We start from the raw sequence: 12,576 nt of genomic DNA, 5'->3' as shown, positions 1-12,576 counted from the left end.
GGCTTCATGTCGTCGGCCCGTGGGTTGGGAATGTCGGGCAGCCGTGGCGGTGTGTTCACTTTGCTGATCACGATCGGGGACAACCCGGAACGCCTGGGCAGTGAGGCGTCCTTCGCGGCGCTGTGCGGGGTCAGCCCCGTCGAGCGTTCCTCGGGCAGTCGGCAATACCGTCGTCTCAACCGCGGCGGCGACCGGCGAGCGAACGCGGCCCTGCACCGGATCGTGACAGACCCACCTGCGCGTTGACCCCGCGCACCCAGGACTACTACGAACGCCGCAGCAAGGAGGGCAAGACCCGGCGCGAGATCCGAACCCCCAAGCACTACGCGGCCCGGGAGGTCTTCCATCTGTTCAGCCCTGTGCAGTCGTAACCCCCGTCATAGGGGCAGTCGTGAGACGTGAGAGGGTCTGACGCGTGAGTGAGACACCGTCGAACACCCTGCAATACCGCTTTGACGGGCCGGAAGAGGCCCCCGTCCTGATCCTGGGTCCCTCACTGGGTACCACATGGCACATGTGGGACCGGCAGGTTCCCGAGCTCGCCAAGCAGTGGCGTGTCCTGCGGTTCGACCTGCCGGGGCACGGCGGCGCGCCCGCCCACCCGGCGGGGTCCGTCGCCGAGCTCACCGCCCGCCTGCTCGCCACCCTCGACGCGCTCGGCGTGCAGCGGTTCGGCTACGCGGGCTGCGCGCTCGGCGGTGCCGTCGGCGTCGAGCTGGCGCTGCGCCACCCCGAGCGGCTCGCCTCCCTCGTGCTGATCGCCGCCTCCCCCCGTTTCGGCACCGCCGACGAGTTCCGTCAGCGCGGGGTGATCGTCCGGACCAACGGTCTCGACCCGATCGCCCGTACGTCCCCCGACCGCTGGTTCACGCACGGCTTCGCGGCCGCGCAGCCCGCGATCACCGAGTGGGCCGTGCAGATGGTCCGCACCACCGACCCCGGCTGCTACATCGCCGCCTGCGAGGCGCTCGCCGCGTTCGACGTGCGGCCCGAACTGGGCCGGGTCGGCGTGCCGACCCTGGTGCTGGTCGGCTCCGAGGACCAGGTCACCGGGCCCGCCGAGGCCCGCACGCTGGTCGCGGGCATTCCGGACGCCCGCCTCGCGGTCGTACCCGGCGCCTCCCACCTGGTCCCGGTGGAGCAGCCGGCCGCCGTCACCGACCTGCTGGTCACACACTTCTCGACCGCCTGGCAGCCCGTCATCGACCCCGGCACCGGCCAGATCGCGATCGCGGCCGCGCCCGTCAAGCCGGTGCTGGCCGCGCCGCCGCCGCAGCCGGTGGCGCCGGTCGCCGAGATCGCGCCGCCCGTGGCGCAGCCCCAGCCCGCCGGGCGGCCCGACCCGTACGACGCGGGGCTCAAGGTACGCCGGGAGGTGCTCGGCGACGCGCACGTCGACCGGGCGCTGGCGCAGGCCGGTGACTTCTCCGGCGAGTTCCAGGAACTGCTCACCCGCTACGCCTGGGGCGAGGTGTGGAACCGGCCCGGACTCGACCGGCGCTCCCGCAGCTGCGTCACCCTGACCGCGCTCGTCGCCGGCGGCCACCTGGAGGAGCTCGCCTTCCACACCCGCGCGGCCCTGCGCAACGGCCTCACCCCGGACGAGATCAAGGAGGTCCTGCTCCAGGCGGCCGTCTACTGCGGCATCCCCGCGGCGAACAGCGCCTTCCGCGTGGTCCAGCAGGTCATCCTCGAGGAGACCACGCTGGCGGAGTGACACCCGGGCGGAATGACACCCGGGCGGATCGACCCCCTGGCGGGGTGCCCCACCCGCACCCCGCTCCCGCCGCCGCTCCCGCCCCGCGCAGGCAGGATAGGAGCCATGAAGCTTACGAAGATGTCGCACGCCTGCGTCCGCCTCGAGAAGGACGGCCGCACGCTCGTCCTGGACCCCGGCGGTTTCAGCGAGGAGGACGCCGCGCTCGGCGCGGACGCCGTCCTGGTCACGCACGAGCACCCGGACCACTTCGACGAGGGGCGGCTGCGGGCCGCGCTGGAGCACAACCCCGCCGCCGAGATCTGGACCCTGCGCGCGGTCGCCGAGCGGATCTCCGCCGCCTTCCCCGGCCGCGTGCACACCGTCGGCCACGGCGACACGTTCACCGCCGCCGGCTTCGACGTGCAGGTCCACGGCGAGCTGCACGCCGTGATCCACCCGGACATCCCGCGCGTCACCAACGTCGGCTTCCTCGTCGACGGCGGCGCGGTCTTCCACCCCGGCGACGCGCTCACCGTTCCGGACCACCCCGTGGAGACGCTGATGCTGCCGGTCATGGCCCCCTGGAACAAGATCTCCGAGGTCATCGACTACGTCCGCGAGGTCAAGCCGCGGCGGGCGTACGACGTCCACGACGCCTACCTCACCGACCTCGCCCGCCCGATCTACGACCGCCAGATCGGGCAGCTGGGCGGCACGGACCACCGGCGGCTGACACCGGGGGACAGCACCGACGTCTAGGGCCGGACCGCGTTGTCAGTGCCTCCGGGTAGGTTGTGAGGCATGCGCATCGCGACCTGGAACGTGAACTCGATCACCGCCCGCCTCCCGAGGCTGCTGGCCTGGCTGGAGAGCAGCGGCACCGACGTGCTGTGCCTGCAGGAGGCCAAGGTCGCCGAGGACCAGTTCCCCGTCGAGCAGCTGCGCGAGCTGGGCTACGAGGCGGCGGTGCACGCCACCGGGCGGTGGAACGGCGTGGCGGTGCTCTCCCGTGTCGGCATCGAGGGCGTGGTCAAGGGCCTGCCCGGCGACCCCGGCTTCGACGGCGCGGTCGAGCCGCGGGCGATCTCCGCCACCTGCGGCCCGGTCCGCGTCTGGTCGGTGTACGTGCCCAACGGCCGCGAGGTGGAGCACCCCCACTACGCGTACAAGCTCCAGTGGCTGGAGGTCCTCAGGGCCGCCGTCGCCGGTGACGCCCAGGGCAGCCGCCCCTTCGCGGTGCTGGGCGACTACAACATCGCGCCGACCGACGACGACGTCTTCGACCCGGCCGCCTTCGTCGGCTCCACCCACGTCACCCCGGCCGAGCGCGCCGCGCTCACCTCGCTGCGCGAGGCCGGGCTGAACGACGTGGTGCCGCGTCCGCTGAAGTACGAGCACCCCTTCACCTACTGGGACTACCGCCAGCTGTGCTTCCCCAAGAACCGCGGCATGCGCATCGACCTGGTGTACGGCAACGAGCCGTTCGCCAAGGCCGTCAAGGACGCCTACGTCGACCGGGAGGAGCGCAAGGGCAAGGGCGCCTCCGACCACGCGCCGGTCGTCGTCGACCTGGACGTGTAGCACCTGTGACTCACAGCAAGGACCTGTAGCTCACAGGATCTGTAGCTCACGTACCTGTAGCTCACAGCAGCCGCAGGTCCACGGACTCGCCCAGCGCGGCCAGCCCCGCGTCCCCGGGGTGCAGATGGTCGCCGCTGTCGTAGGCCGCCCGCATCCGCGCCGGGTGCGCGGGGTCGCGCAGCACGGCGTCGAAGTCCAGTACGCCGTCGAGGACACCGGTGGAGCGGATCCAGGCGTTGAGCGCCGTCCGTTCGGTGTCCACGGCGGCCGGGCACCGGGCGTGGCCCCCGCACGGCAGGATCGTCGCCGCGAGGACGCGCAGTCCGCGGGCGTGCGCCCGGTCGGCGATCGTACGGAGCCCGTCGGTCAGCGGCGCGGCGGCGACACCGTCCAGCAGGTCGTTGACGCCCTCGAAGACGACGAGCGTGCGCACGCCGGTCTGCGCGAACACGTCCCGGTCCAGCCGGTGCAGGGCGCTCACCCCGGACTGCTCGGCCGAGACGCCGTCGCCGGGGTAGCGGTCGGTCAGCACCCGATTTCCCGAAATGCCGTCGTTCAGCACGCCGTAGCGCGGCACGGCGCTCTGCCCGCGCAGCCGTGCGGCCAGCACATCGGGCCAGCGCCGGTTCGTGTCGGGCGTCGAACGGTCCCCGTCGGTGATCGAGTCGCCGAGGACGGCCACCGACCCCGGCCCGCCACCGACGTCCACTCCGGTCAGCAGCGGCCGGCTGGTCAGGGTGGCGGTGTACGCGGCCGGGGAGACGTCCGCGGTGTGATCGCCCGGCTCGCTCAGATACGAACGCTGCTGCCCGAGCCGGTGCACCGGCGCCGCCGTCACCGGACCCGGCAGATGGAAGCTGACCAGCAGGTCGGCCCCGGCCGGCACGGCGAACTCCAGCGGATCGCTGACCGCTTGCGCCCCCGCCGGGATCACCGCGCCGGCCGCCCCGCCGAAGGACAGCGCCACCGGCGGGGCCTCGGGAACCGCTCCGGACGCGCGCACCGCCACCGTCGCCGCGCCGATGCGCACCGGCGTCCCCGCGAAGGTGTTGTCGAAGCGCAGGCGCACCCGGGGGCCGCCCGCCGAGGTGTGCACCACCAGCCGCAGCGTGCGGTCCTTCCACGGGCCGACGGCCGGAAAGCCACTGGTGGGCGCGGCCCAGCTGCCGGTCCAGCCCGGCGCGGGCGCGCGCACCGACACCGCGAACACGTGCAGTTCCGGCGCGACGGGCAGCCGTACCGCCGCCACCGTGCGCCCGGCGGCGAGCGGCACCGTCACGACGTACAGCCGGGCCTGGTGGGTGAGCCGGCCGCCGGGCGTGTTGACGTGCGGCAGCGCCACCGCCTTCGTGGCGAGCGGGCCGGTGCGCCAGTCGGGGGCGGCGAGCGCGTACGGAGAGGTCGTGCCGTCCGTGTAGCGGACCGTGCCCGTGCCGCCCGTGACGTCCCCGGCCGTCCCCGTCACCAGGAAGGCCAGCGCGTCACCGCGTCCCGTCAGGCGCACCCACTGTCCGGCTGACCGGACGTTGTCCGCTTCGCCCGGTGCCCGTCGCGGCCAGGTCAGCCGCGCGCCCTGGACGGTCAGCGCGCGGCCCGGTGTCCAGCCGGCGGCCGCGAGGTCCTGCGCCGACAGGGACGCCCCCGAGCCGTCGAAGTCCGCGGCGCCGGGCCGGGCGTCGTCGCTGACCGCGGTGTTGTCGTAGACCCGCTCCAGAGGCAGCGGCACGCTGCCGCCCGGAGATACGGCATGGACCGGCACCGCACCGGCCACGGACAGCAGAAGGACCGCCACAAGCCCCCCGAGCCCTCGCCGCGCCACCCGCACCCGCGCCCGCTCTCCCGGCGCCCGCTCTCCCCGCACCCGATGCACCCGCACCCGCTCTCCCCGCACCCGCTCTCCCCGCGCCCGATCCACCGGCACCCGCACGCGCACCACCCGCACCCGCACCCGCTCTCCCCGCGCCCGACTCACCCGCGCCCGACCCACCCGCACCACCCGCGCCCGCAGCAACCGCTCCTCCGCTCTCTTCGCCGTCCGCGCCCACCGGGACCTCCTGTGGGCCTCCGCGCGCACCGCGAAGCTAGGAACGCGTCAGGGACCCGTCAACGCGCCATGCGCGGGCGGGGCGCGAAATGGGCCGTACGAGGGGGCGGGCGGGCGCGAAAGGAGGCCCGCGCGCCTGTGGTGCGCACGCGGGTGCGAATGCCACGCTGTCCGTATGAATCTCCCTTTTCTGGGCATCGGGCGCAGGAAGATCGGCGAGGCACGGTTCACGGCGGCTCCGGAGGCGGTCGCGGCGCTCCTGTCGGAGTGCGAGCTGCTGCGTTCACAGGCGGCTGAGGCGGGCGTACGGCTCGACGACACGGCGGCCTCGCTGGAGGCGCTGGACCAGCTCGTGCCGCGCTGGCGGGACGACGCGGAGACGCTGCCCTGGCTCGGCAACGACGCGGGGCTGTACCTCGGCACGGTGGTCGTGCGCACGGTGCCCGGCGCGGTGTGGGAGATCCGCCCCGGCGGGCCGCCCGTGGTGCGCCTCGCCTCGGGGCGCGAGATCGAGGTGGTGGCCGCTGGCCGGGAGTGGGCCGAGAGCGGGGTCCCCGAGCTGTCGCAGCTGTACGCGGAGGTCGCCGAGGACTGACCCGGAAGGACCTGAGGGTGAGGTCATGGCCCAACCTCCGGCTTAAATACGGCTTATGCCCGGAAAGTGCGTGTCGTGTCCCAGGGGGCGGAGCCGCTGGATAGGTTGCGGCAACCACGACACAGCTGAGAGTGAGTAGGGCTGCGCATGGCCGTCGATCCTTTGATCGAGCTGCGGAACGTCAACAAGTACTTCGGGGAGCTGCACGTCCTGCAAGACATCGACCTCGCAGTCGGCAGGGGAGAGGTGGTCGTGGTCATCGGCCCGTCCGGATCGGGCAAGTCCACGCTGTGCCGGGCCGTGAACCGGCTGGAGCCCATCCACTCGGGCACCATCCTGCTGGACGGGCAGCCGCTGCCCGAGGAGGGAAAGGCTCTCGCCCGGCTGCGTGCCGAGGTCGGCATGGTCTTCCAGTCGTTCAACCTCTTCGCCCACAAGACCGTGCTGCAGAACGTCTCGCTCGGTCAGGTCAAGGTACGCGGCCGCAAGAAGGACGAGGCCGACCGGCGCGCGCGCGAACTGCTCGACCGGGTCGGGGTGTCCGAACAGGCCGACAAGTACCCCGCGCAGCTCTCCGGCGGCCAGCAGCAGCGCGTCGCCATCGCCCGGGCCCTCGCCATGGACCCCAAGGTGATGCTGTTCGACGAACCGACCTCCGCCCTCGACCCGGAGATGATCAACGAGGTGCTGGAGGTGATGCGGCAACTCGCCCGCGACGGCATGACCATGGTCGTCGTCACCCACGAGATGGGCTTCGCCCGCTCCGCCGCCAACCGCGTGGTGTTCATGGCGGACGGCCGGATCGTCGAGGACCGCAGCCCCGACGAGTTCTTCACCAGCCCGCGCAGCGACCGCGCCAAGGATTTCCTCTCCAAGATCCTCAAGCACTGAGGGAGTTCACGCCCTCGGGCGCCGACGCATGCGCGAAATCGAACGAGGAGCGCTCCGCATGGTCCGTACCGCTTGTGCCCGCACGGCGGTTCTCAACTACGATGTGCCGTTCATCCCTGTGGTGACGACCGAGGCCGTACCCGCCGGTGCGGCCGCACCACGAACGCTGCTGCCGGGGGTGGGTCCCCCCACGGCCCCTCGTCCGTAGGGGGCAGCAGTAACACAGGGCCATACCCGCCCGGCCGCGGCCGCAGATCACTGCACGCGGCGGAAGCGACCCACGCCAGGGGCCGCCCGCCGCGCGGAGAAGGTCAGCCGCGCGCCGGTCGGGTTGTGCTCGTCCCAGAGGGCGCGTCCCTCACCCTCGGGAGATACGGCGTCAGGCCTGGGCCCGGTGGGAGTTCCTGGATGCCTCAGGCAGCGGGGCCAGCGCGGGCCGGGTGACGTCCGCGATCAGTTCCACCACGTCAGGGCCGTACGCCTGCGAGTTGACGACCTTCAGCAGCAGCACGAAGGAGTTCCTGCCGTGCTTGCGGGCGAGCCGCTCGTGGTTGCGGGCGAGGTAGCGGGTGGCGGCCTGGTTGGTGAGAGCGGTCTGGCCGCAGAAGAGGAACACCGGCTTCTCGCCGTGGCTGTCGTCCACGGTGAGCCGGGCCAGCAGCACGAATTCCGAGCGGCCGACCTCCACCCGGTACCGTTCGGAGCCGATCTGGAAGGCGCCGCGGTCCGGGCCGGGTTCGGCGTCCACGTTCACCCGCACCCCCGGCAGCAAAGACACCAGGTGCGCCGCGGTACGGCGGTTGGAGACGGGCCCGCCCACGCAGAACTCGGTGCGCTCACCGAAGCCCTGACGGGCCGTGTCATGCGCCAGCACCTGGGCGTGGGCGTGACAGTCCTTGACCAGCGCGGCGAGTTCGAGCAGGGCGAACACGTCGTGGCGCATCACCGCCAGTTCGGGCCCGGCGGCGTTGCGGTTGACCACCAGCAGCGCCTCGGAGCCGTCCGGCAGCCCGAAGAACGCCTGCTTGCGCCGCAGTTTCCGGTTCCACAGCCAAGTGCGGGCCAGCCATCCCAGCGCGGCGCTGACACCGGTCGCCATCACCCCGAGGACGATGTTGCGCAGGTCGTCGTTCATGGGCGCGCATGCTACGTGACTGACGTGACCATGATGGTGGAATAGGCTGCGCGAACGGTCCCTCAACCGGAGGTGCGGATGCGTCGTCCCGTTGCCCGGAAACTGTCCGTCCTGGCGGTCTCGGCCGCCGTGGTGTCGGTGGGAGCGGCGGCTCCGCCCACCGCGCACCGGGATCCCGTCCAGAAGGTGCCCCTCGCCGTCGGCTACGGCGGCGCCGTCGCCAGCGTCGACGCGGACGCCTCCGCCGCCGGCATCGAAGTGCTGAAGAAGGGCGGCAACGCGGTCGACGCGGCCGTCGCCACCGCCGCCGCACTCGGCGTCACCGAGCCCTACTCCGCCGGCGTCGGCGGGGGCGGCTACTTCGTCTACTACAACGCCAGGTCGCGCACCGTGCACACCATCGACGGCCGCGAGACCGCGCCGCTGAGCGCCGATCAGAACCTGTTCACGGAGAACGGCAAGCCGCTCGCCTTCTCCGACGCCGTCAGCAGCGGACTGAGCGTCGGCACCCCGGGCACCCCCGCCACCTGGCAGGCGGCGCTGGACGCCTGGGGGAGCAAGCGGCTGGCGAGCGTGCTGAAGCCCGCCGAACGGCTCGCCCGCGACGGGTTCACCGTCGACGACACCTTCCGCTCGCAGACGGCCGCCAACGAGACCCGGTTCCGCTACTTCCCGGACACCGCGAAGCTGTTCCTCCCCGGGGGACAACTGCCCGTCGTCGGCTCGACGTTCAAGAACCCCGACCTCGCCGCCACCTACGCCGAACTGGCCCGCAAGGGCGTCGGCGCGATCTACCACGGCGACCTCGGCCGGGACATCGTCGACACCGTCAACCACCCGCCCGTCGACCCGGCCTCCGGCTGGAACGCCCGCCCCGGCGCGCTGTCCGCGCGGGACCTGGCCGCCTACCGCGCCAAGTACCAGGCGCCCACGAAGACGTCGTACCGCGGACTCGGCGTGTACTCCATCGCGCCCTCCTCCTCCGGCGGCACCACCGTCGGCGAGGCGCTCAACATCCTGGAGAACACCGACCTGTCGAAGGCCACCGAGGCGCAGTACCTGCACCGCTACATCGAGGCGAGCCGGATCGCGTTCGCCGACCGCGGGCGCTGGGTCGGCGACCCCGCCTTCGAGGACGTACCGACGAAGGAGCTGCTCTCGCAGCGGTACGCCGACTCCCGGGCCTGCCTGATCAAGGACGACGCGGTGCTCACCAGCCCCGTGCCGCCCGGCGACCCGCGCCACCCCGCCGACTGCGGCGCCCACGGCACCGCGGCGCCGACCACGTACGAGGGCGAGAACACCACCCACCTCACGGTCGCCGACAAGTGGGGCAACGTCGTCGCCTACACGCTCACCATCGAGCAGACCGGCGGCAGCGGCATCACCGTGCCCGGCCGCGGCTTCCTGCTCAACAACGAGCTGACCGACTTCTCCTTCACCCCGGCCAACCCGGCGGTGCACGACCCGAACCTGCCCGGTCCGGGCAAGCGGCCGCGCTCGTCGATCTCGCCGACGATCGTGCTGGACGGGCAGAACAAGCCCGTGGTGGCGCTCGGTTCGCCCGGCGGCGCGACCATCATCACCACCGTGCTGCAGACCCTGACCGGGTTCCTCGACCGCGGGCTGCCGCTGGTCGACGCGATCGCCGCGCCCCGCGCAAGCCAGCGCAACGCCGCGCAGACCGAGCTGGAACCGGCCCTGTGGAACAGCGATCTGAGGGCGCAGCTGGAGAAGCTCGGACACTCCTTCAAACTGAACCCGGAGATCGGCGCCGCGACCGGTGTGCAGCGCCTGCCGGACGGCCGCTGGCTCGCCGCCGCGGAGAAGGTACGGCGCGGCGGCGGCTCGGCGATGGTGGTCCGCCCCGCGTCCTAGCCGACGGCCGCCCCGGCCCGGTGTCAGGGCCGGCGGCCACCCCGGCCCGGTGCCAGGGCCGGGGCGGCCACGCGTCCGGTGTCACGGGCAGGCGGCTACCCGTCCGGTGTCACGGGCAGGCGGCCGCTCGCCCGGTGTCCTCGCGGGCCGTCACAGTTCGGGGGCGGGTTGCGCCTGCGGGCGGAACGCCAGCCGCCCGTCCTCGACGTCGACGGTCACCCGGCCGCCCTCGCTGATCGTGCCGTTCAGCAGCAGCCGGGAGAGCTGGTTGTCCACCTCGCGCTGGATGGTGCGGCGCAACGGCCGGGCGCCGTACTCCGGCTGGTAGCCGCGCTCGGCGAGCCAGTCCACGGCCGCGTCGGTGAAGTCCACCGAAACGCCCTGCGCCCGCACCAGCCGGCGGGTCTGCGTCAGCAGCAGCTGGGTGATGCGGCGCAGTTCGTCGCCGGTGAGCTGGCGGAAGACGACGATCTCGTCGATGCGGTTGAGGAACTCCGGCCGGAAGTGCTCCCGCAGCGGCCGCAGGATCTGCTCGCGCCGCGCCGCCTCGTCGGCCTCGCTCCCGGTCGCCCCGAAGCCGATGCCGGCGCCGCGCCGCGTGATGGCCTCCGAACCGAGGTTGCTGGTCATCACGATCACAGTGTTGGTGAAGTCCACCGTGCGGCCCTGCGAGTCGGTCAGCCTGCCGTCGTCCAGCACCTGCAGCAGGATGTTGAAGACGTCCGGGTGCGCCTTCTCCACCTCGTCGAGCAGCAGCAGCGAGTACGGGTGCCGGCGCACCACCTCGGTGAGCTGCCCGGCCTCCTCGTGACCGACGTACCCGGGCGGGGCGCCGACCAGCCGGGAGACGGTGTGCCGCTCCTGGTACTCGCTCATGTCGAGGCGGACCATGCGGTCCTCGCTGCCGAACAGCGCCTCCGCCAGCGCCCGCGCCAGCTCCGTCTTGCCGACGCCGGTCGGGCCGAGGAAGAGGAAGGAGCCGATCGGCCGGCCCGGGGCGGACAGCCCGGCGCGGTTGCGCAGCACCGCCTCCGAGACGACGGCGACGGCCTCCTCCTGCCCGACGACCCGCTGGTGCAGATGCCGCTCCAGGCCCAGCAGGCGCTCCTTCTCCTCCTGGGTGAGGCTGCTGACCGGGATGCCGGTCTGCCGGGACACCACCTCGGCGATCGCCTCGGCCGTGACCTGAAGGTTCTGCCCCTCGTCGGCTTCCCCGTCGCCACCGTGCTCGGCGATGTGCTGCTTCAGCTCGGTGATCCGGTCGCGCAGCTGCGTGGCCGTCTCGTACTGCTCGTCGGCGACCGCCTGGTCCTTGTCCCGGCTGAGCTGCTCCACCTCGCGCTCCATGGCCCGCACGTCCGTGCCCTTGGTGCGCGCCTGGAGCCGCACGCGGGCGCCGGCCTGGTCGATCAGGTCGATCGCCTTGTCCGGCAGCCGCCGGTCGGTCAGATAGCGGTCGGACAGCTCCACGGCCGCCACCAGCGCCTCGTCGGTGTAGCGGACCTGATGGTGGGCCTCGTAGCGGTCGCGCAGCCCGCGCAGGATCTCGATGGTGTCCGGCACCGACGGCTCCGGCACCAGGATCGGCTGGAAGCGGCGGGCGAGCGCCGCGTCCTTCTCGATGCGCCGGTACTCCTCCAGCGTGGTCGCGCCGACGATGTGCAGCTCACCGCGGGCCAGGGCGGGCTTGAGGATGTTGCCCGCGTCCATGGAGCCGCCCTCGCCGCCGCCCCCGGCGCCGACGACGGTGTGCAGCTCGTCGATGAAGACGATCAGCTGGTCGGAGTGGGTGCGGATCTCCTCGACGATGGTGTTCAGCCGCTCCTCGAAATCACCGCGGTAACGAGTGCCCGCGACCACCCCGGTCAGGTCCAGCGCGACCACCCGGCGCCCGGTCAGGATGTCCGGCACGTCCCCGTCGGCGATGCGCTCCGCGAGCCCCTCCACGATGGCGGTCTTGCCGACGCCCGCGTCACCGATCAGCACGGGGTTGTTCTTGCCGCGCCGGGACAGCACCTCGATCGTCTGCTCGATCTCCGTGTCGCGCCCGATCACCGGGTCGATACGGCCCTGACGCGCCAGGTCGGTGAGGTCGCGGCCGTACTTGTCGAGGGTCGGCGTGCCCGTCGGCCGCGCCCGCTCCGACCGGGGCATCTGCGGGGCCTCCGGCGCCGACGGCGGGCCCGAGGGGGCGAACCGGGCCGCGTTCAGGATGTGCCCGGCGGCGGAGTCGGGGTTGGCGGCGAGCGCGCTGAGCACATGCTCGGGACCGATGTAGCCGGCGCCGCCGGCGCGCGCCATCTCGTGCGCGTCCAGCAGGGCCCGCTTGACCGCCGGGGTGAGCGAGAGCGAGGTCGGCGCGGGCGCCTCGCCGGGCGGGTGCTGGACCGGGCCCGACCGTTCGTCGATCTCCGAGGCCAGCGAGTCCGGGTCCGCGCCCGCCCGGCTGAGCAGACTGCGGGTGGGCTCGCTGGACAGCGCGGCCCGCAGCAGATGCTCGGTGTCCAGATCCCGGCTGCCGTGCTCGGCGGCGTACTGCGCGGCGCCGCGCACCAGTTCCCTGGCGGGCTGACTGAGCAGACGGCCGATGTCGATCTGGCGGGGCCCCGGGCGGGGGCCGCCGAAGAAGCGGGCGAGGAATTCTCCGAAGGGGTCGCCCTCCGGGCCGAGGTAGCCGCTGGTCATGGCGCTCCGTTCCTTCGCTGAGACGTACCGGAGGCGGGTAACCGGGGGTGGGGTCGGTCATGCCCACG

At 72.9% G+C, this 12,576-nt stretch carries 11 protein-coding genes; 8 read left to right on the top strand and 3 right to left on the bottom strand.

What is annotated here, in order from left to right; translation table 11 throughout:
• The first annotated feature begins 30 nt into the window (after nucleotides 1-30).
• The 5 genes from AC0B9F_RS08320 to AC0B9F_RS08300 all read left to right on the top strand — a co-directional run bounded on the left by AC0B9F_RS08320 (nucleotide 31) and on the right by AC0B9F_RS08300 (nucleotide 3,280).
• Nucleotides 31-246, top strand: a complete 216-nt coding sequence (locus tag AC0B9F_RS08320; protein ID WP_472000883.1) for a transposase — start codon at nucleotides 31-33, stop codon at nucleotides 244-246.
• Entirely contained in the window at nucleotides 243-371 is a 129-nt protein-coding gene (locus AC0B9F_RS08315) for a hypothetical protein (protein ID WP_471999894.1), read from the top strand. Before AC0B9F_RS08320 ends, AC0B9F_RS08315 begins: the two co-directional genes overlap by 4 nt.
• A gap of 44 nt (nucleotides 372-415) precedes the next feature.
• Nucleotides 416-1,717, top strand: a complete 1,302-nt coding sequence (pcaDC, locus tag AC0B9F_RS08310; RefSeq protein WP_471999892.1) for a bifunctional 3-oxoadipate enol-lactonase/4-carboxymuconolactone decarboxylase PcaDC — start codon at nucleotides 416-418, stop codon at nucleotides 1,715-1,717.
• A 105-nt stretch (nucleotides 1,718-1,822) separates the two neighbouring features.
• On the top strand, nucleotides 1,823-2,458 hold the full coding sequence (locus AC0B9F_RS08305) for an MBL fold metallo-hydrolase (protein ID WP_471999891.1): 636 nt from the start codon (nucleotides 1,823-1,825) through the stop codon (nucleotides 2,456-2,458).
• A gap of 42 nt (nucleotides 2,459-2,500) precedes the next feature.
• Complete coding sequence (locus tag AC0B9F_RS08300; protein ID WP_471999889.1) at nucleotides 2,501-3,280, top strand: exodeoxyribonuclease III; 780 nt, start codon at nucleotides 2,501-2,503, stop codon at nucleotides 3,278-3,280.
• Between the two features lie 61 nt (nucleotides 3,281-3,341).
• On the opposite strand, the gene AC0B9F_RS08295 is transcribed toward AC0B9F_RS08300, so the two are convergent.
• Entirely contained in the window at nucleotides 3,342-5,072 is a 1,731-nt protein-coding gene (locus tag AC0B9F_RS08295) for an SGNH/GDSL hydrolase family protein (RefSeq protein WP_471999886.1), read from the bottom strand.
• A gap of 427 nt (nucleotides 5,073-5,499) precedes the next feature.
• Here AC0B9F_RS08295 and AC0B9F_RS08290 point away from each other — a divergent pair, with 427 nt between their 5' ends.
• Both AC0B9F_RS08290 and AC0B9F_RS08285 read left to right on the top strand, forming a co-directional pair.
• On the top strand, nucleotides 5,500-5,919 hold the full coding sequence (locus tag AC0B9F_RS08290; RefSeq protein ID WP_471999884.1) for a DUF6278 family protein: 420 nt from the start codon (nucleotides 5,500-5,502) through the stop codon (nucleotides 5,917-5,919).
• 147 nt (nucleotides 5,920-6,066) lie between these two features.
• The gene (locus tag AC0B9F_RS08285; RefSeq protein WP_471999880.1) at nucleotides 6,067-6,810 is read left to right on the top strand and encodes an amino acid ABC transporter ATP-binding protein; all 744 of its coding nucleotides are present in this window, start codon (nucleotides 6,067-6,069) and stop codon (nucleotides 6,808-6,810) included.
• 379 nt (nucleotides 6,811-7,189) lie between these two features.
• Here the strand turns inward: AC0B9F_RS08285 and AC0B9F_RS08280 are convergent, their stop codons facing one another.
• The gene (locus tag AC0B9F_RS08280) at nucleotides 7,190-7,945 is read right to left on the bottom strand and encodes a hypothetical protein (RefSeq protein WP_471999879.1); all 756 of its coding nucleotides are present in this window, start codon (nucleotides 7,943-7,945) and stop codon (nucleotides 7,190-7,192) included.
• A 78-nt stretch (nucleotides 7,946-8,023) separates the two neighbouring features.
• On the opposite strand from AC0B9F_RS08280, the gene ggt reads away from it, so the two are divergent.
• Nucleotides 8,024-9,823, top strand: a complete 1,800-nt coding sequence (gene ggt, locus AC0B9F_RS08275) for a gamma-glutamyltransferase (protein WP_471999877.1) — start codon at nucleotides 8,024-8,026, stop codon at nucleotides 9,821-9,823.
• Between the two features lie 150 nt (nucleotides 9,824-9,973).
• Here ggt and AC0B9F_RS08270 read toward each other — a convergent pair whose 3' ends face one another.
• On the bottom strand, nucleotides 9,974-12,508 hold the full coding sequence (locus AC0B9F_RS08270) for an ATP-dependent Clp protease ATP-binding subunit (protein ID WP_471999875.1): 2,535 nt from the start codon (nucleotides 12,506-12,508) through the stop codon (nucleotides 9,974-9,976).
• Between the last annotated feature and the right edge of the window lie 68 nt (nucleotides 12,509-12,576).

It is taken from the genome of Streptomyces sp. NPDC097129, from assembly GCF_055668065.1.
Note: the sequence above shows the minus strand (reverse complement) of the source record. Positions and strands in the feature narration are given on the sequence as shown.

Excerpts from the sequence above, each read along its gene's own strand:
- AC0B9F_RS08305 (WP_471999891.1), top strand. The coding sequence starts at position 1,823 with ATGAAGCTTACGAAGATGTCGCACGCCTGCGTCCGCCTCGAGAAGGAC.
- AC0B9F_RS08290 (WP_471999884.1), top strand. The coding sequence starts at position 5,500 with ATGAATCTCCCTTTTCTGGGCATCGGGCGCAGGAAGATCGGCGAGGCA.
- ggt (WP_471999877.1), top strand. The coding sequence starts at position 8,024 with ATGCGTCGTCCCGTTGCCCGGAAACTGTCCGTCCTGGCGGTCTCGGCC.
- AC0B9F_RS08300 (WP_471999889.1), top strand. The coding sequence starts at position 2,501 with ATGCGCATCGCGACCTGGAACGTGAACTCGATCACCGCCCGCCTCCCG.
- AC0B9F_RS08320 (WP_472000883.1), top strand. The coding sequence starts at position 31 with ATGTCGGGCAGCCGTGGCGGTGTGTTCACTTTGCTGATCACGATCGGG.
- AC0B9F_RS08285 (WP_471999880.1), top strand. The coding sequence starts at position 6,067 with ATGGCCGTCGATCCTTTGATCGAGCTGCGGAACGTCAACAAGTACTTC.
- AC0B9F_RS08280 (WP_471999879.1), bottom strand. The coding sequence starts at position 7,945 with ATGAACGACGACCTGCGCAACATCGTCCTCGGGGTGATGGCGACCGGT.
- AC0B9F_RS08270 (WP_471999875.1), bottom strand. The coding sequence starts at position 12,508 with ATGACCAGCGGCTACCTCGGCCCGGAGGGCGACCCCTTCGGAGAATTC.